This is a genomic window from Paracoccus alcaliphilus (assembly GCF_028553725.1).
Taxonomy (GTDB): Bacteria; Pseudomonadota; Alphaproteobacteria; order Rhodobacterales; family Rhodobacteraceae; genus Paracoccus; species Paracoccus alcaliphilus.
This window is the reverse complement of record NZ_CP067124.1, coordinates 1564309-1582215: the sequence shown is the minus strand read 5'-3', so window position 1 is coordinate 1582215 and position 17907 is coordinate 1564309. Positions and strand designations below refer to the sequence as shown.

17 protein-coding genes and 1 tRNA gene are annotated in these 17907 nt (G+C 63.1%); 6 read left to right on the top strand and 12 right to left on the bottom strand.

Annotated elements, in window-relative coordinates; genetic code table 11:
• Positions 1-17 precede the first annotated feature (17 nt).
• From JHW40_RS08020 to JHW40_RS08010, 3 genes are all read right to left on the bottom strand, one after another.
• On the bottom strand, positions 18-1334 hold the full coding sequence (locus tag JHW40_RS08020; protein ID WP_090611642.1) for a flagellar hook protein FlgE: 1317 nt from the start codon (positions 1332-1334) through the stop codon (positions 18-20).
• Between the two features lie 84 nt (positions 1335-1418).
• On the bottom strand, positions 1419-2183 hold the full coding sequence (locus JHW40_RS08015) for a flagellar motor protein MotB (RefSeq protein ID WP_090611645.1): 765 nt from the start codon (positions 2181-2183) through the stop codon (positions 1419-1421).
• A gap of 130 nt (positions 2184-2313) precedes the next feature.
• Positions 2314-3756: an aldehyde dehydrogenase family protein gene (locus JHW40_RS08010; protein WP_170851799.1), complete on the bottom strand. Its 1443-nt coding sequence runs from the start codon at positions 3754-3756 to the stop codon at positions 2314-2316.
• Positions 3757-3942: 186 nt separating this feature from the next.
• Here JHW40_RS08010 and JHW40_RS08005 point away from each other — a divergent pair, with 186 nt between their 5' ends.
• Complete coding sequence (locus tag JHW40_RS08005; RefSeq protein ID WP_090611649.1) at positions 3943-4599, top strand: redoxin domain-containing protein; 657 nt, start codon at positions 3943-3945, stop codon at positions 4597-4599.
• Positions 4600-4635: 36 nt separating this feature from the next.
• On the opposite strand, the gene JHW40_RS08000 is transcribed toward JHW40_RS08005, so the two are convergent.
• The 8 genes from JHW40_RS08000 to JHW40_RS07965 form a co-directional block, all read right to left on the bottom strand.
• A complete protein-coding gene (locus JHW40_RS08000; RefSeq protein ID WP_090611652.1) occupies positions 4636-5625 on the bottom strand; it encodes an acyltransferase family protein in 990 nt (329 codons plus the stop codon).
• Positions 5626-5807: 182 nt separating this feature from the next.
• Complete coding sequence (locus tag JHW40_RS07995) at positions 5808-6584, bottom strand: glycosyltransferase family 25 protein (RefSeq protein ID WP_090611654.1); 777 nt, start codon at positions 6582-6584, stop codon at positions 5808-5810.
• Complete coding sequence (locus JHW40_RS07990) at positions 6584-7363, bottom strand: glycosyltransferase family 32 protein (RefSeq protein ID WP_090611657.1); 780 nt, start codon at positions 7361-7363, stop codon at positions 6584-6586. Before JHW40_RS07990 ends, JHW40_RS07995 begins: the two co-directional genes overlap by 1 nt.
• A gap of 64 nt (positions 7364-7427) precedes the next feature.
• Positions 7428-9572, bottom strand: coding sequence for a polyribonucleotide nucleotidyltransferase (gene pnp / locus JHW40_RS07985; protein WP_090611658.1), 2145 nt, complete (start codon positions 9570-9572; stop codon positions 7428-7430).
• Between the two features lie 187 nt (positions 9573-9759).
• Positions 9760-10167 carry an NUDIX hydrolase gene (locus JHW40_RS07980; protein ID WP_090611661.1) on the bottom strand — a complete coding sequence of 136 codons (408 nt, stop codon included), beginning with the start codon at positions 10165-10167 and terminating at the stop codon, positions 9760-9762.
• Positions 10167-10433 carry a hypothetical protein gene (locus tag JHW40_RS07975; RefSeq protein ID WP_090611662.1) on the bottom strand — a complete coding sequence of 89 codons (267 nt, stop codon included), beginning with the start codon at positions 10431-10433 and terminating at the stop codon, positions 10167-10169. Before JHW40_RS07975 ends, JHW40_RS07980 begins: the two co-directional genes overlap by 1 nt.
• The gene (locus JHW40_RS07970; RefSeq protein ID WP_090611664.1) at positions 10433-11329 is read right to left on the bottom strand and encodes an SPFH domain-containing protein; all 897 of its coding nucleotides are present in this window, start codon (positions 11327-11329) and stop codon (positions 10433-10435) included. Before JHW40_RS07970 ends, JHW40_RS07975 begins: the two co-directional genes overlap by 1 nt.
• A 77-nt stretch (positions 11330-11406) precedes the next feature.
• Complete coding sequence (locus JHW40_RS07965) at positions 11407-12273, bottom strand: N-formylglutamate amidohydrolase (protein WP_244519168.1); 867 nt, start codon at positions 12271-12273, stop codon at positions 11407-11409.
• A gap of 157 nt (positions 12274-12430) precedes the next feature.
• Here JHW40_RS07965 and JHW40_RS07960 point away from each other — a divergent pair.
• The 4 genes from JHW40_RS07960 to rpsO all read left to right on the top strand — a co-directional run bounded on the left by JHW40_RS07960 (position 12431) and on the right by rpsO (position 14228).
• A tRNA-Val gene (locus tag JHW40_RS07960) sits at positions 12431-12505 on the top strand.
• A 79-nt stretch (positions 12506-12584) separates the two neighbouring features.
• Entirely contained in the window at positions 12585-12710 is a 126-nt protein-coding gene (ykgO, locus tag JHW40_RS07955; RefSeq protein ID WP_042245282.1) for a type B 50S ribosomal protein L36, read from the top strand.
• Between the two features lie 207 nt (positions 12711-12917).
• On the top strand, positions 12918-13811 hold the full coding sequence (locus tag JHW40_RS07950; RefSeq protein WP_244519169.1) for a calcium-binding protein: 894 nt from the start codon (positions 12918-12920) through the stop codon (positions 13809-13811).
• A gap of 147 nt (positions 13812-13958) precedes the next feature.
• On the top strand, positions 13959-14228 hold the full coding sequence (gene rpsO, locus JHW40_RS07945; protein WP_090611665.1) for a 30S ribosomal protein S15: 270 nt from the start codon (positions 13959-13961) through the stop codon (positions 14226-14228).
• A gap of 81 nt (positions 14229-14309) precedes the next feature.
• Here the strand turns inward: rpsO and pyrF are convergent, their stop codons facing one another.
• Positions 14310-14996, bottom strand: coding sequence for an orotidine-5'-phosphate decarboxylase (pyrF, locus tag JHW40_RS07940; protein ID WP_170851794.1), 687 nt, complete (start codon positions 14994-14996; stop codon positions 14310-14312).
• Positions 14997-15156: 160 nt separating this feature from the next.
• Between pyrF and clpB the strand changes: the two genes are divergently transcribed.
• Entirely contained in the window at positions 15157-17796 is a 2640-nt protein-coding gene (gene clpB, locus JHW40_RS07935) for an ATP-dependent chaperone ClpB (protein WP_090611670.1), read from the top strand.
• Positions 17797-17907: the final 111 nt, after the last annotated feature.

Genomic DNA, 17907 nt, shown 5'->3' with positions numbered 1-17907 from the left:
TAGGCCGTTAAAACTCGTTACCGTTTGATATTCGTCGTTTCCTGCAGCATTTCATCGACGGTCTGGATCACCTTGGCATTCGATGAATAGGCCCTTTGAGTGGTGATCATCTGCGTCAGCTCATAGGCGATATCGGTTGTCGATGCTTCAAGCGCATAGCCCATCACCGCACCGGTCGGACCATCGCCCGCATCCCACATGAACAGGCTGCCGGATTCCGGCGAAATCTTGAAAGTCTGCGCGTCCAATGCCAGCAATCCATCGGGGTTCGGCACATCGACCAACGGGATCTGATACAGCGTCTTGACGAAACCCGTGTCATAAGTCGCCCGGAGGAAGCCATCCTCATCGACCTCGACAGTGACGAGATTGCCCACAGGCGAGCCGTTCTTCGAGATCGGCGCGGGCGAGAAGCTTGCCGACAATTGCCGCATTCCCGTAGTCGCACCCGGTGATCCGATCACAAGGCTGAGCGGGCCGCCCGCGACCTGCAGGTTCAACGTCCCCGAAGCAGCGTCATAAGCCCCACCGGAAAGAACCTCCACGTCGGCGATGCTGCCGCCATTCGCCTGGCTGTCATCAAACTGGATCCGGTAGGAGCCGATCAGGTTATTGGCCGGATCCGAAGCCGAATCCCTGACTTCCATCACCCAGGTATTCGACATGCCGATCGGATTGCCCGTCTCTGGAATGAAGGTCATGCTCAGCGATTCAGAGGTGCCGAGATTGCCGAAATATTCGATCTTCAATGGCAGGGAATCGCCCGTCGCATCCGGGCGGGTATGTGCGGCGGGCAAGGTGATCCCCATCGAGATGCGCGTGGTCGGATCACCCACCGTCTGACTGGGCGAGAGCTGGATCGGTTCCAGCGTACCCATCGTATCGCGCGGCATGATCGGCACCGTACCATCCGATTGCGCAGGCCAGCCCAGAAGCACCAGCCCCGAAGCTGTCCGCAGGATACCCGAATCGTCGGGCCGGAACGATCCGGTGCGGGTCATCATCATCGGCAGGGTTTCGAAATTGTTATCCAGATCGACGGCCGAGGTCACCGGCAGCATGCCGCGCCCGTCAATGGAAAGATCCAGAGGATTGGTGGTCGTGATCAGCGCCCCATCCTCGGTCACGATACGTTTGGTGGTGGTGCGGACACCGCCTGCCGCGTAATGGCCGCTGGCACGATGCTGGTTGAGAACGATCGAGTCGAACTCGGTCTCCATCCGCTTGTAGCCGTTGGTGCCCGAATTCGCGATATTGTCCGAGATCGTGGCCAGCTTGGTCGAATGTGCCGCTAGCCCGGCAACACCGGCATTCATGGCAGAGGACATGGACATCTTTGGGGCCTTTCATTGGCTGAGCTTCAGCCCAGTATCCGGATGACAGTTTAAGATTCGCCTAATCGCCGAAATTTCTTTGCCCTATCGCAGAAGGATCAACTCGATCCGGTTGTTGGCGGGATCCATCGGGTTCGTGCTGCGAAGCCTGCGGTCGGCGTGGCCGCTGACGCGCTGCACCCGTTGCGGGTCCAGACCCGACCGTTCCAGCAACTTGCGCACCTCATGCGCGCGGGCATCCGACAGCGCCCAGACCGGCGAGGCGACCAGCATTTCAGGATAGCCGCGCACATAGCCGGACAGCGCGATGTCGTTGCGGACATGCCCCAGCGCGCGGGTCAGGATGGCGGAAAGTTCTCTCAGCGCGGGTTGCGGTTGCGACGTATCCTCGACAAACAATGGCTGTTCGGCCAGATCGGTCAGTTCGATCACCAGCCCCTCGTCCGTCATGCGGGTCACCACATGACGCAGCAGATTGGCCATCTGCATCGATTCCGCGCCGGTGCCGGTCAGATGATCCTGAACCTGTTGGGCCAGACGTTCGAAATCGGCCTGCTTGAAGCTGTCGGGGGTCAGTTGCTGAACCGCCTGCCGCGCCCCCTGCTCGACCCCCTCGCCCGAGGCGCCGGGGCGGTGAACGATGGTCGGATTGAAATATTCCGCCAGCCCCTGCCGCTGCGCTTCCGTGGTCGCGTTCAGCAGCCACATCAGCAGGAAGAACGCCATCATCGCGGTCACGAAATCCGCATAGGCGACCTTCCATGCACCGCCGTGATGGGCCGCCTCGGGAGCCAGCCCGCCACGCTTGATGATGATCGTGGCCCCGGAAGAGCCCTTTCCAGCGGCCATGACACCACTCCGATTTGATAAAACCGAAGCGAATGTCAGGCCGAATGCCTGCAAAAACAAGTTAATGGATCAAATGCGACCTATATCGCATCAAGGGCGCGAGGTTGTTCCCCGCGCCCTTGTACAGCCTTCAGGCGTTGCGGTCCCAGCCCGAGATGAACTTGGAATCCATGAATTCCTCGATCCCCCACAGCCCGCCTTCACGCGCCCGACCCGAGGCCTTGACGCCGCCAAAGGCCGACCCTGCCCCGCGGGATTCGCCATTCATCTCGATCATCCCGGCGCGCAATTGCCGCGCCAGACGGTTGCGGCGCGCGCCATCCTGAGACTGGACATAGTTGGTCAGGCCGTAAACCGTGTCATTGGCGATTTCGACCGCCTCTTCCTCGGTGTCGAAGGGGATGATCGACAGGACCGGGCCGAAGATCTCTTGCCGGGCGATGGTCATGTCGTTGTTCACATCGGCAAAGACCGTCGGGCGCACGAAATAGCCGCGATTGACGCCCTCGGGCAGGCCGGTGCCTCCGGCGACCAGACGCGCGCCCTCGTCGATACCCTGCTGGATCAGGTCCTGGATCTTGTCCCATTGCTGTTTCGACACGACCGGCCCGATATGCCTGCCCGGCTGATGCGCGGTGGCGACAGCCGTTTCATCCGCGACCTTCGCCGCCGTCTCGACCGCGCGGTCATAGACCGAACGCTCGACCAGCATCCGGGTGGGCGCGTTGCAGGACTGGCCGCTGTTGTTGAAGCAATGCCGCGCACCCCGGATCACCGCCTGATCGTCGGCATCGGCAAAGACCAGATTGGCCCCCTTGCCGCCCAGTTCCAGCACGACCTTCTTCTGCGTATCGGCGGCTGCCTTGGTAATCGCCGTGCCAGCTCGGGTCGAGCCAGTAAAACTGATCATGTCCACGTCGGGATGGACCGACAGCTGCGTGCCGACGCCCGCACCGTCGCCATTGACCATGTTATAGACGCCCTTGGGCAGCCCGGCCTCATCCATGATCTCGGTCCACACGATCGACGACAGTGGCGCGATCTCGGACGGCTTCAACACACAGGTATTGCCCGCAAGGATCGCCGGAATGACCTTCAGCGTCACCTGATTCATCGGCCAGTTCCACGGCGTGATCAGGCCGACGACACCCACGGGTTCCCACGCGATCATGGTCGAGGGCGCATGATCGCCAAGCGGGCGGATGAATTCGAAATCGCGGAAGGCCGTGATGAAATTGCTGATGTGATAGACGCCGGCACCGGTCTGATCGCCAAGCGCAAGATCCTGTGGCGCCCCCATCTCGGCGCTGATTGCCGCCCCCATGTCCGGCGCCCGGCGCTTGTAGATTTCCAGGATCTTCTCAGCATAGGCCAGCCGCTCGGCAGCCGGGGTTGCCGACCATGCCGGAAATGCCGCCTTGGCCGCCGCGACGGCGGCATCGGTATCGGCCTGATCGCCCAGACTGATCACGGCCACCGGTTCCTCGGTCGAGGGGTCGATCACCTCCAGGTCATGGGGCTTGATCGGGTCCACCCATGCACCGTCGATATAGAATTTGCGCTTGTCCAGCAGTCCCGCCATCTTGTCCTCCGATTTCAGGTTTGACCGAAGGTGGCACCGGACGGCCGGGACTGCAAGCACTGCCCGGGCGCGAAATTTGGCAGAAACTTCTCCGGACGTGTGCAGGGATTGTCTGGCAATTCCGCGGCGGCGACCTATGTTGAGACCCAAGATCAACCAACCGAAAGGACGCGCGCCATGTCCCTGCGTATCAATGACAACGCCCCGGATTTCACCGCCAATTCCACCGAGGGAGAGATCCGCTTTCACGAGTGGCTGGGCGACAGCTATGCCGTGATCTTCAGCCATCCCCGCGATTTCACCCCGGTCTGCACCACGGAATTCGGCGCCGTCGCGCAGCTGGTCCCGGAGTTCGAAAAGCGCGGCACCAAGGTTGTTGGCGTGTCGGTCGATTCGGTGGACGATCACCAGAAATGGAAGCGCGACATCGAAGCCGTCGCCGGCACGCCCGCGAATTTCGCCATGATCGACGACAGCGACCTGATCGTGGCCAAGGCCTATGACATGCTGCCCGCCGACTATTATCTGCCGACCGAGGGCCGCACGCCCGCCCATACGGCCACGGTGCGCAGCGTCTTCATCATCGGGCCGGACAAAAAGGTGCGCCTGACGATGACCTATCCGATGTCGGTCGGTCGCAACTTTGCGGAAATCCTGCGCGCCCTCGACGCGGTGCAGAAAACCGATGGCGTGCCGCTGGCGACGCCGGTGAACTGGACGCCCGGAGAGGATGTGATCGTCGCATTGGCACTGGATGACAAGGCGGCCGAGGAAAAATACGGCCCCCTGAACATCAAGCTGCCCTATCTGCGTTACGCCAAGGATCCGGCCTGATCCCATAAGGCCGCGCCCCATCCGGCGCGGCCTTTTTCATCGCTGCACGCGTCCGACCGTGGCCGCTTGCCGGGCAGGACCTTTCAGCCAGACGCTCAATGGCCGCTCGATCAGCGAATACAGCGCGCATCCCGCCAGCACCGCCAGCAACGTGATCAGCCCCGCCTGCAGATCGAACGGCGCATCGGGCAGGACCACCAGCACCACCCGCTGCATGATCGGAATCGCCAGCGCCTGCCCCAGATAAATCGAATAGGACGCCGCACCCAGATATGACCCGACACGGCTGCGCCATTGCGACATGAAGGCCAGCCCGGCCACGATCATCGCAGCGGGCAGACCCAGATGCAGCAGACGCGGCCCTGTGACGGACTGAAAGGCGGGCAGCATGAACAGCGCGCAGCCCGCCGCGAACAGCAGCCAGGGCGCAGGAATACGGTAAAACAGCAGCCGCGCCTGCGCGATCAGCATACCCAGCACGAATTCCAGCACCATCTGCTCGACCAGCCCCAGCCAGACGGCCATCGCCAGCAGGCCACCCAGCACCCAGACCACATGCCGCAGCGGCACCCGCAGGCAGACCCCCGCGAACAGCAGATAGAACAGCATCTCGTATTCCAGCGTCCAGCCGACGAAAACCACCGGCATCTCGGCCGCGGCCAGCCAGCTGATCATCGCCAAGGACAGCGCCGCATGACCCGGCTGCGGCATCGCCTCGGCATGGACAATCTGGCGCAGTGCCGCCAGCAGCAGAAACAGCGCCGTCACCAGCCAATAGAGCGGCACGATCCGCAGCACCCGATTGCGCATGAAGGCGCCGAAGGGACGCGGCTGGCGCGCCTGCGACAGCATGATGACAAAGCCCGATATCACGAAGAACAGATCCACGCCGCTTTTTCCCCATTCGGAAAAAAGCCTGAACAGCATCGACTCTGACGCGGCATCGCGCGGCAACCACAGCACGACATGAAAGATCACCACCATCACCGCCGCCACGGCCCGCAGGATCTGGATATTCTGAAACATGAAACCCGGAACAATCGTTGAACTGCCCCAAGCCTTTGCCTTCACCCGCCCATCGGCAAGGCCGCGTTTCCGGGTTAGGCGTGATGTCGCGCAGAAGAGCGCGGCAAGCTGAACAGACGTGCCCTATACGCGCCGTGCCAAGGTTCCTGTGCGAGAAGGCGAAGCGGGAAACGTAGCCTTTGTCATGACGGCTTTCGCGCTGCCCGGCGGCGCTTGTGATACCACGCAATCAGCTTGTCCAGCATCAGGCGGCGCTGCTTTATCAACCCATAGAGCGGATGCCTGTCGCCGACCTGCCGCCTCGGCCCCGTGGCCGGGGTAATCACGCTGTCCACCCCGGTGGTCGTGACCAGCGCGGGCCAGACCGCCCAGCCCCGGTTTCGCCGCGTCTGCCAATGGCGCATATAATTGTCCACGGGCGCGAAAATGCGGTGGTGTTCGCGCAGAAACGCGTCTGCCCCCGTCCGCGACCAGATCAGCCCGGTCGTGGTCATGGGGAAGTAATGGGCGTGGGTCAGTTCGTAATGCCGCCCCCCGGCGTCGAAGCCGAACATCGGCGAATAGATCTTGTGGCGGTTCGCGCCGATATTGACGATATCCCAATCCTCGCCGCTGCGGGCGAACCAGTCGATCACGGTCTCGACCCCCCCGGCGAAACCTTCCTGCAGCTTCATGTCGTCTTCCAGAACGAGGCAGACCGGCGCGTCGCTTTCCAGAAACCGGCATGCGCACTCCAGATGGCTGAGATAGCAACCGATTTCACCACCCCGCAGCGGACGCCCCATATAGGACCGCGCGCCCTTGGCGTCGTAATCGGGAAACTCCTCGATCCGCAGCTTGCGCCCGTCGAAGGCGGGAACGCGCTGAAACCCGATGCCCGCCGCCTCAAGCTGGGCGCTGGCTTCCTGCAACCGCTCGTCCGAACCGTCGAGGTTGATCAGATAGACGGGAAGTTTCATCAAAGCTCCTCACGCAGGGCAAGGTCCAGAAAGCTGCCGCGCGGAACCTGGCCCGAATGATATGCGGCCATCGCCTGCCGCAACTGCTTGCCCCATAGATGGACCGCCCATGCGTCCTGCGGCAGATCGGCACGCCTTATACCGCCCGGCTCAACAAAACGCGCAGCCTCCTGCATGGGAACGAAATAGAAGGCCGAAACCGGAAGCGCATGGGACATTTCTCCGGTCTGCTTCAGGTAATAGGTCAAAGCGCGCGGCCCGATCCCGCCCCAAGGCCAACGATCAAGCGGCAACCCCCGTCCGAAGCTGCGCAGCCAGTATTTCGCACGGCGCATCCCGGTCAGGAATGGCGGCAGGCCACGCGTTTCGGGTGTCAGAAGCAGCAGCTTGCGCAGTGTTTCCGACTGTCGGGGCAGATGCAGCACCGCGCCGTTCACCTCTTGCGGGGTTTCATGGCCGAACACCCATTCGCTTCCGAACTCGAAGGGACGCAGGGCGATCATGTCCAGATCGACCCAGATCTGGTCTGTTTTCGCCAACAGTTGATAGCGGAACAGGTCGGAATGCAGCGCCGGGCTTTGTGTCCTGCGATGCCGGATGATCCGGTCGCAGGGCATGATTTCCGAGGCATCGCGCCAAAGGACGCCCTCGGGCAGCCCTTCCATCGGTGCGGGTGAGTAAACCGTGACATGATCGCCCTGACGCAGAAACGACCGCAGGCTGGCGATTTCGATCGGCCCAAGCCGATCACCAACCCAGAACGACGCAAGTTCAGCCACGCATGGCCTCCATGAAAAATGCCCCCAAGGATTGGGGGCATTTTCTGCGATTTGGCAATAGCAATCAGCCTTCGGCCGATTCCTCTTTCTTCTCGGTGATTTCCTCGCCGGTCTCCTGATCGACCATCTTCATGCCAAGGCGCACCTTGCCACGGTCGTCGAAGCCCAGCAGCTTGACCTTCACCTCCTGGCCTTCCTTCAGCAGCTCGTTCGGATGGCCCAGACGCTTGTTGGCGATCTGGGACACATGGACCAGCCCGTCGCGCTTGCCGAAGAAGTTCACGAAGGCGCCGAAATCGACCAGCTTGACGACCTTGCCGGTATAGACCTTGCCCTCTTCCGGCTCGGCCACGATCGAATATATCATGTCATAGGCCTTGTTGATCGAATCGGCATTGGCCGAGGCGATCTTGATGGTGCCGTCGTCGCTGATATCGACCTTCGCGCCCGAGGTCTCCACGATCTCGCGGATCACCTTGCCGCCCGAGCCGATCACTTCGCGGATCTTGTCGGTCGGGATCTGCATCGTTTCGATGCGCGGGGCATGGGCGGAAAACTCGCGGCGGCCTTCGGTCAGGGCATGCGACATCTCGGACAGGATATGCATCCGGCCGTCCTTGGCCTGCGCCAGCGCCTGCTCCATGATCTCGGGCGTGATGCCCGCGACCTTGATGTCCATCTGCAGCGAGGTGATCCCCTCGGCGGTTCCGGCCACCTTGAAGTCCATGTCGCCCAGGTGATCCTCGTCACCCAGAATGTCGGTCAGCACCGCATAGCGGCCGTCGTCTTCCAGGATCAGACCCATCGCGACACCGGCAACCGGCGCCTTCAGCGGCACGCCCGCATCCATCATCGACAGCGAACCGCCGCAGACCGAGGCCATCGAGCTTGAGCCGTTCGATTCGGTGATCTCGGACACGACGCGGATGGTATAGGGGAAATCTGTCGCGGCGGGCAGCACCGCCTGCAACGCACGCCATGCCAGCTTGCCATGGCCGATTTCGCGACGGCCGGGGCTGCCGACACGACCGACCTCGCCCACCGAATAGGGGGGGAAGTTGTAGTGCAGCAGGAAGTTCGACCGGAAATTGCCGTGCAGCGCGTCGATGATCTGTTCGTCATCGCCGGTGCCCAGCGTGGTCACGACCAGCGCCTGAGTCTCGCCACGGGTGAACAGCGACGAGCCGTGGGTGCGCGGCAGGATGCCGACTTCGCTGTCGATGGCGCGGACGGTCTTGTTGTCGCGACCGTCGATGCGGGCACCGCCATTGATGATGTCACCGCGCAGGATGCCCGATTCCAGCTTTTTCAGCGCCGAGCCCAGATTCGCGTCGGCCAGTTCCTCTTCGGTCAGACCTTCGATGACCTTCGCCTTGGCGACGTCGATGGCATCGCGACGCTCACCCTTGTCGCGGATGGCATAGGCGGCGCGCATATCGGCCTCACCCAGCGATTTCACGCGGGCATAAAGCGCGCTGTAATCGGGCGACTGGAAGTTGAACGGCTCTTTCGCGGCGGCTTCGGCCAGGTCGATGATCAGGTCGATGACCGGCTGCATCTGCTCGTGGCCGAATTTCACCGCGCCCAGCATCTCTTCCTCGGTCAGCTCATAGGCTTCCGATTCGACCATCATCACGGCGTCCTTGGTGCCGGCGACGACCAGATCCAGACGCTGCTCGGGGTTGCCCCGCAGCTGATCCATATCCGCGATTTCGGGGTTCAGCACATATTGGCCATGCGCGAAACCGACCCGCGCGGCGCCGATCGGGCCCATGAAGGGCACGCCCGAAATGGTCAGCGCAGCCGAAGCGGCGATCATGGCGACGATATCGGGATCGTTGACCAGATCGTGGCTCAGAACGGTGCACATCACCAGCACTTCATGCTTGAAGCCGGGGGCGAACAGCGGGCGGCAGGGACGGTCGATCAGACGCGCGGTCAGCGTCTCTTTTTCGGTCGGGCGCGCCTCGCGCTTGAAAAAGCCGCCGGGCACCTTGCCCGCAGCATAGTATTTTTCCTGATAATGCACGGTCAGCGGGAAAAAGTCCTGACCGGGCTTGGGTTCCTTGGCGAAGGTCACGTTGGCCATGACGCTGGTTTCGCCCAAAGTGGCAACAACCGAGCCGTCGGCCTGACGGGCAACCTTGCCCGTTTCCAGCGTCAGGGTTTCCTGACCCCACTGGATGGATTTCTTCACTTCATCAAACATCTGATTTCCTCTGAGGACGCGCCGGCCCTCCGGCCGTCCCATGTCATATGGCGGCCCCATTGCCGCCGCCCCCTTATCCTTTGCATGTGCCCCGGGGCCGGGCCTCACGTCACAGATTGGGCGGCTTTACAGCAAATATGGCTGTTTGAAAAGGAAAACCGATGCGCGGCGTCACCCACCGCAGCCATCACAGGAGCGCCCGGATCCATCCCTGAAAATGCGGGATGGCGCGCGGGTGGCACAGATAGTCCGCAACCGCCATCATCCGCCATTCCTGCCCTTCGTCGCCCAGCCTGATCCGCGCGATTTCGGCCTTTGAAATCATGCCGGTGAACAGCCATGAGACCATGCCGGGGTCTTGATGCGAGGGGAACGCCCTGCCCTGCACGCGCGTCGATGGAAAATGCAGGCCCAGTTCCTCGGACAGTTCGCGCAGGGCGCAGGTCACGGGCAGCTCATCCCCCTCGCGCCCGCCACCGGGCAGGTCCCAATGGGCGGGAAAGGGGATATGTGCCAGATCGTCCCGCAACAGCGTCAGCATCCGCCCGTGATTCATCAGCAGCAGCTTCGCGCCGTGAAATGGCCGCTGGGGCATCAGTTGTCGTTGATGTCGCGGTCCCAGATGCGGACCTGCCCCTCGCGCACACCGATCAGGCGGCGCAGCAGCAGCCAGATCACGCCCGACAGGATCGCGGCAACGACCAGCGTCAACGGCAGCCCCGCGGTCCACAGACCCGACAACAACGCCAGCCCCATCACCGCGACGGCCCCGGCGATGCCCAGAAAGATCCAGCCCGGTGCCGCCAGTTCCAGCGCCGCCAGAATCAGCGAGGCGATCAGCCAATACCAGCCGTTCAGCATCAGCCCCGCCCTTTCATCAGCCCGAAGGCGTCGGTGAAGGCGTCCAGCGCCGCAGCCGGCAGGATCACCGTCTGCTTGCCGTCGCCTTGTGCCACCTGCGACAGCGCCTCGACCTGTTTCAGCGCCACCTGATATTGCGCGGCCTCCAGCCCGTTCTTGGCGATGGCCTCGGCGATTGTGGTGGTCGCGAAAGCCTCGGCCTCGGCCAGAACCCGCCGGGCCTTGGCCTGTTGCTCGGCGGCATAGAGATCACCATCGGCGGCCAGTTCGACGGCGCGGCGCTTGCCCTCGGCCTCGGTCACCTGCGCGCGGCGGGCGCGCTCGGCATTCAGCTGTTGCAGCATCGCGGCGCGGGTGGCGTCATCCAGATTCACGTCCAGAATCTCGGCCCGCGTCACCTCGATCCCCCAGTCATCGACCACATTGGCCAGCGATTCGCGGATCCGGCCGATCAGCGGGGCGCGGTTCGACTGAACCTGATCCAGCTCCATCGTGCCGATTTCCGAGCGCACGATCCCGGCGACGGTGGTGGCGATGGCGGCATCGACATCGCGAATGCGATAGACGGTCTTTTCCGGCTCGATGATACGATAAAAAACACTGGTTTCGACCTCGACCAGCACGTTGTCGGCGGTGATGGCATCCTGGCTGTTGGTGGGCAATTGCCGTTCCAGAACCGAGATCCGATGCGCCACGCGGTCAAGGAACGGGACGATGAAATTGATCCCCGGCCCAAGGACGGCGCGCAGGCGGCCGAACCGTTCGACCACGAATTTCTCTGACTGAGGCACGATGCGGACGGCGGAACTGACCGCGAAAAAGATCACCACCGCCAGAACGATCAGCGCAAGGTTCCTGCCCAGAAGATCGGTCACCGCATAAGTCAGGTCATCCATCGCTCAACTCCTTCTTGCGGGCATGTGTGCCGCATAGCCGTTAAATTTCGGATAATGAAAATACGAAAATGGCCCAGCTATTCGGCAGCGATGCGCCTTCCCCCGCTGCCGCTGGCGTCCAGCACCGATAACTTTCGGACAAGTTGTTGCATTTTTTGCGCAAAATTCGGGAAATCCGGGCGCAGCCGGATCGTCGCCTCGTCCATATAGAGAGAGCGGTCGATTTCCAGTTGCAGGACATGGACGTTCTGGCAGGGCCGCCCATAGGCCTGCGTGATATAGGCCCCCGAAAACGGAGAGTTGCGGCGCAGGATCCAGCCCCCGGCCTCGACCGCCTCGATGACGGAATCGGTGACGCGGGCGGCGGCGGACAGGCCGTGGCGGTTGCCCAGCACCATCTCGGGGCGCTGGCCATGCAGATGCGACAGCGCCTCGCGCGGCATCGAATGCATGTCGATCAGGACCGCATGGCCGAAACGCGCCTTCGCCTCGGCGATCAGCGATGACAGCGTCTGATGATAGGGGTGCCAATAGGCGTTCAGCCGCCGCTCGGCCTCGGCCCGGTCGATGGGGCGGTTCAGGATCTGCCGCCCATGGGAAACCACGCGCGGAATCACCCCCAGCCCGGCCAGAGTGCGCTGATTCTGCGGATGGCGCGGCGTGCCGCGCACCACCTGCGGGTCGATCTCGTCCGGGCTGCGGTTCAGATCGACGATGCAGCGCGGCACCTGCGCACAGATCGTCGCCGCGCCAAACTCTGGCGCCGAGGCGATCAGGCGATCGACGAAAGCGTCCTCGGAACTGCGCAACAGCTGCACCGGAAGGCTGGTTTCCGCCATGAACCAGTCGGGATAACAGTTGCCGGAATGGGGCGAGCCGAAGATCACGCCGCTGGCCCAATGCTTCGGGCGCGTCAGAATTACGGGCAGGTCTGGGGCAGTCAATGTCTCGTCCCGTCAGCCGGAGATGATATTCTATATAGCTTAAAAAAAGACATCTCCAATAGGCCTTGAAACCGTCGGAACAGGACTATATAGACACGCGGACCAAGGGGTTCTGACCCGGCGCAACCACAGGAAACGCTGACAGAATCACAAGGACGGGCGGTTAGCTCAGCGGTAGAGCACTACGTTGACATCGTAGTGGCCACTGGTTCGATCCCAGTACCGCCCACCATTTATTCGCCGCCCCCGGCCGGATTGTCGGGGGCATTTCGTTTTCCTGCGGCTGCGAGCCGCGACGATGGAGAAGACCGATGAAGGTTCGCAATTCGCTCCGCTCGCTCAAGAGCCGGCACCGTGATTGTCAGGTCGTGCGCCGCAAGGGCCGCATCTATGTCATCAACAAGACGAACCGCCGCTTCAAGGCCCGTCAGGGCTGAACCGGCGCGATCCTGACAGATCGACATTGAGAACGAAGCGACCCGCCCGAAACGGCGGGTTTTTTCATACGTCCCTGCTCCGGACCGGGCGCCCTGCCCCGCCGATATCATTAACCTTTTATTAACAAAGTGTTTCGTTAACGCGGCGCGGCTGCGATATCCTGCGTTGCGGGCCCCGTGGGCGCCGCTTGTTCGGGATCGTGTGGCATGTTGCTCTTTTCCAGTTTGCTGACCCTGCTGATGGCAGGCCTGACGGCGGATCTGTCCGGTGGATCCGATCAGGACAGCGATGAGCCGCCGCCGGATGACCTGCCCTTGCTGCCTCCGATCATGCCCGATCCCGACACCGGGGGCCTGACCCTTCTGGGCACCGGCGGCGATGATCTGCTGCATGGTGGCGATGGCGACGACCTGATCCGGGGTGGCGCGGGGCATGACGACATTCGCGGCGGCCTGGGCAATGATACCATCCGGGCCGGGGATGGCGACGACTGGGTGCAGGGCGATGGCGTCTATGGTCCGGGCGGCGACGATGTCATCTGGGGCGGCGCGGGAAATGATTCGCTGGCCGGTCAGGGCGGCGACGACTTTCTGCACGGCGGGTCCGGCGACGACACCCTGCTGGGCGGAGAGGGCAATGACACCCTGATCGGCGGTCGCGGCAATGACTGGCTGTCGGGCCATGACGGCGATGATGTGCTGATCGCCGGTCCCAATGGCATGAACGATCTGGATGGCGGGCGCGGCAACGATGTGCTGATCGGCCATGACGGCCCGCGGATGAACTGGCTGCACGGAGGCGAGGGCGACGACACGCTGCATCCCGGCTCGGGCGATTTCGCCGAGGGTCAGGCGGGCGCCGATCTGTTCGTGCTGCGCGATGGCATGACCGAAGCGCCGATCATTGCCGATTTCGACGCCGCCGAGGACCGGATCGAACTGCACCTGCCCGACGACATGGCCGAGACCGCCGTGGTCGATCTGCATCGCGACACCGATGGCACGCTGCTGCTGCGCGTGGACGGTCACGCGGTGGCACGGCTGTTGCAGGATGGCGGGCTGAGGGTCGGGGATATCCTGATCGTGCCGCAAAACACCTGACCGCACGTCACGATTGTTGCCTTTGCCGCACCGATCATCTATAGGCGCTCATCCGTCGGGGCGCAGCCTTGGCGGACACTCCACGGGCCTGTGCTGGACGACATCCCGGCCTGCGCCATAACCCTTTGATCTGAAAAGGAGACCCCGATGTCGATCACTGTTGAGGAAAAGAACCGCGTCATCAAGGAATTCGGCACCAAGGAAGGCGACACTGGCTCGCCCGAGGTGCAGGTGGCGATTCTGTCGTCGCGCATCGCCACGCTGACCGAGCATTTCAAGACCCACAAGAAAGACAACCACTCGCGTCGTGGTCTGCTGATGATGGTTGCGCAGCGCCGCAAGCTGCTGGACTATCTGAAAGGCAAGGAAGAAGCCCGCTATACCGCCCTGATCGCCAAGCTGGGCCTGCGCCGCTGATCCTGTCGGCCACGATCTCGAAGATGCGCCCGTGACGAAAGTCGCGGGCGTTTTTCTTTGCACCTGTCCGGCCAATCAGCGTCAGGCGGCCCCCATCTGGGCGATGATGTCCTGCGCGGCGGCGCGGGGATCGGCGGCCTTCCAGATCGGGCGGCCGACGACGATGTGATCGACCCCGGCGGCAATGGCGCTGGCCGGAGTCTCGACCCGCTTCTGATCGCCCAGATCGGACCCCGACGGACGGACGCCCGGCGTCACGATCAGACGCGATCCCGGCAGGGCGCGGATCGCGGCCGCCTCTCGCGGGGAACAGATGATGCCGTCGGCCCCGGCATCAAAAGCGCGGGCGGCGCGTTCCACGGTGATCTCGTGCAGATCGCCGGGCTGGATCATGCCCGCATCCAGATCGGCGCGCTCCAGCGAGGTCAGGATGGTCACGCCGAGGATCTTCAGATTGCTGCCCGCCGCGCCTTCCCTGGCCGCACGGATCACATGCGGATCGCCATGCACGGTCAGAAAATCCAGATCATATTGCGCGATGCCGCGCACGGCGGCCTCGACCGTCGCGCCGATATCGAACAGTTTCATGTCCAGAAAGACGCGCTTGCCATGCTCGGCCTTCAGTTCATTGGCCAGCGCCATCCCGCCTCCGGTCAGCATCCCCAGCCCGATCTTGTAAAAGCCCACGGCATCGCCCAGCTTTTCCACCAGATCCAGCCCTGCCAGTGCGTTCGGCACATCCAGCGCCACGATCAGCCTGTCATCCATGCTTGCCCCCATTGCCCGCAAAATCGCGGCGTTATGACATAGGACAAGACGGCTTGAAAGCGCCCCGAAACACCCCATTTCTATTTCCGAAGACCCGGACCGGGGGCGTGCCGCATCAGGGCGCTTGCGACACGGGGGCTAGTGACAAGGAGAATAGCCGATGAACATGGAAAAGTTCACCGAGCGGTCGCGCGGCTTCATGCAGGCCGCCCAGACCATCGCGATCCGCGAGGAAAACCAGCGCGTCGTGCCGGAACATTTGCTGAAAGCATTGATGGATGACGATCAGGGGCTGGCCGCCAATCTGATCACCCGCGCGGGCGCGGATGCCCGGCGCGTGAAAGAGGCCGTCGATCAGGCCGTGGCCAAGCTGCCCAAGGTCAAGGGCGGCAATGGTCAGGTCTATGTGGATCCCTCGATGGTGCGGGTTCTGGACGAGGCCGAACAGGTCGCCAAAAAGGCCGGCGACAGCTTTGTGCCCGCCGAACGCATCCTGATGGCGCTGGCGATGGTCAACACCAATGCCCGCGATGCGCTCAGCGCCGGGGGCGTCAATGCGCAGAACCTCAACGCCGCGATCAACGACATCCGCAAGGGCCGCACGGCTGACTCGGCCTCTGCCGAAGACAGCTATGAGGCGCTGGAGAAATATGCCCGCGACCTGACCGCCGCCGCGCGCGAGGGCAAGATCGACCCGATCATCGGCCGGGACGAGGAAATCCGCCGCGCCATGCAGGTGTTGTCGCGCCGCACCAAGAACAACCCGGTGCTGATCGGCGAACCCGGCGTCGGCAAGACCGCCATCGCCGAAGGTCTGGCGCTGCGCATCATCGACGGCGACGTGCCCGAATCCTTGCGCGACAAGCGGCTGATGGCGCTGGATATGGGCGCGCTGATCGCCGGGGCGAAGTATCGCGGCGAATTCGAGGAACGGCTGAAGGCGATCCTGAAGGAAATCGAGACTGCCGCTGGCGAGATCATCCTGTTCATCGACGAAATGCATGTGCTGGTCGGCGCGGGCAAGACCGATGGCGCGATGGACGCCGCCAACCTGATCAAGCCTGCGCTGGCGCGGGGTGAATTGCATTGCGTCGGCGCCACCACGCTGGACGAATACCGCAAGTATATCGAAAAGGACGCCGCCCTTGCCCGCCGCTTCCAGCCGGTGCTGGTCGAGGAGCCGACGGTCGAGGACACGATCTCGATCCTGCGCGGCATCAAGGAGAAGTATGAACTTCACCACGGTGTGCGCATTTCGGATGCCGCGCTGGTCGCGGCGGCGCAGCTGAGCCACCGCTATATCACCGACCGCTTCCTGCCCGACAAGGCGATCGACCTTGTGGACGAGGCCGCATCGCGCCTGCGGATGGAGGTGGACAGCAAACCCGAGGAACTGGACCAGTTGGACCGCCAGATCCTGCAAATGCAGATCGAGGCCGAAGCCTTGAAGAAAGAAGACGACGCCGCATCGCGCGACCGGCTGGAAAAGCTGGAAAAGGACCTGTCCGACCTGCAACAGCAATCCGCCGAGATGACCGCCCGCTGGCAGGCCGAACGCGACAAGCTGCAAGGGTCGCGCGACCTCAAGGAACAGCTTGACCGTGCCCGCGCCGAACTGGATCAGGCGAAACGCGAGGGCAATCTGGCCCGCGCGGGGGAACTGTCCTATGGCATCATCCCCGGTCTGGAAAAGCAGCTTTCCGAGGCCGAGAACGGCGGCGCCGACGGGCTGATGGTCGAAGAGGCCGTGCGCCCCGAGCAGATCGCCGAGGTGGTCGAGCGCTGGACCGGCATCCCCACCAGCAAGATGCTGGAGGGCGAGCGCGAGAAGCTGCTGAAGATGGAAGACCAGATCGGCAACCGCGTGATCGGTCAGTCCGAGGCGGTGGTCGCGGTGTCCAACGCCGTGCGCCGGGCGCGTGCGGGGCTGAACGACGAGGGGCGCCCGCTTGGCAGCTTCCTGTTCCTTGGCCCCACCGGCGTCGGCAAGACCGAACTGACCAAGGCGCTGGCTGAATACATGTTCGACGACGATTCCGCGATGGTCCGCATCGACATGTCCGAATTCATGGAGAAACATTCCGTGGCGCGGCTGATCGGCGCCCCTCCGGGCTATGTCGGCTATGACGAGGGCGGCGTGCTGACCGAGGCCGTGCGGCGCAGGCCCTATCAGGTGATCCTGTTCGATGAGGTAGAAAAGGCGCATCCCGACGTGTTCAACGTGCTGTTGCAGGTGCTGGATGACGGGGTGCTGACCGACGGTCAGGGCCGGACGGTGGATTTCAAGCAGACGCTGATCATCCTGACCTCGAACCTTGGATCACATGCGCTGTCGCATCTGCCCGAAGAGGCCGATTCGACCGATGCCCGCCATCAGGTGATGGAGGCGGTACGGGCCCATTTCCGCCCCGAATTCCTGAACCGGCTGGATGAGATCATCATCTTCCGCCGCCTGACGCGGGACAACATGGACGGCATCGTCAATATCCAGTTGATGCGGCTGGAACATCGTCTGGCCGGTCGCAAGATCATGCTGGAACTGGACGAGGATGCCCGGAAATGGCTTGCCGATCAGGGCTATGACCCGGTCTTCGGCGCCCGCCCGCTGAAACGGGTGATCCAGCGCGCGCTTCAGGACCCGCTGGCCGAACTGCTGCTGTCGGGCGAGGTGCTGGACGGGCAGACCGTCCATGTCACCGCCAGCGATGAAGGGCTGGTCGTCGGCAACCGCATCGGCCGCGCCGGCCACAAGCTGGGCGCGGTGGGCGAAGGGCCGAAACCCGAAGCCACCGTTCACTGACATCGCCCGAAGGCCCCGGTCGCTCCGGGGCCTTCGACTTTGTGCCATGCGCGGCGTGCGGGCAACTGTCGCCGCGTCACGGCTTGCCCGCCCGCCATCGGGACGCCATCC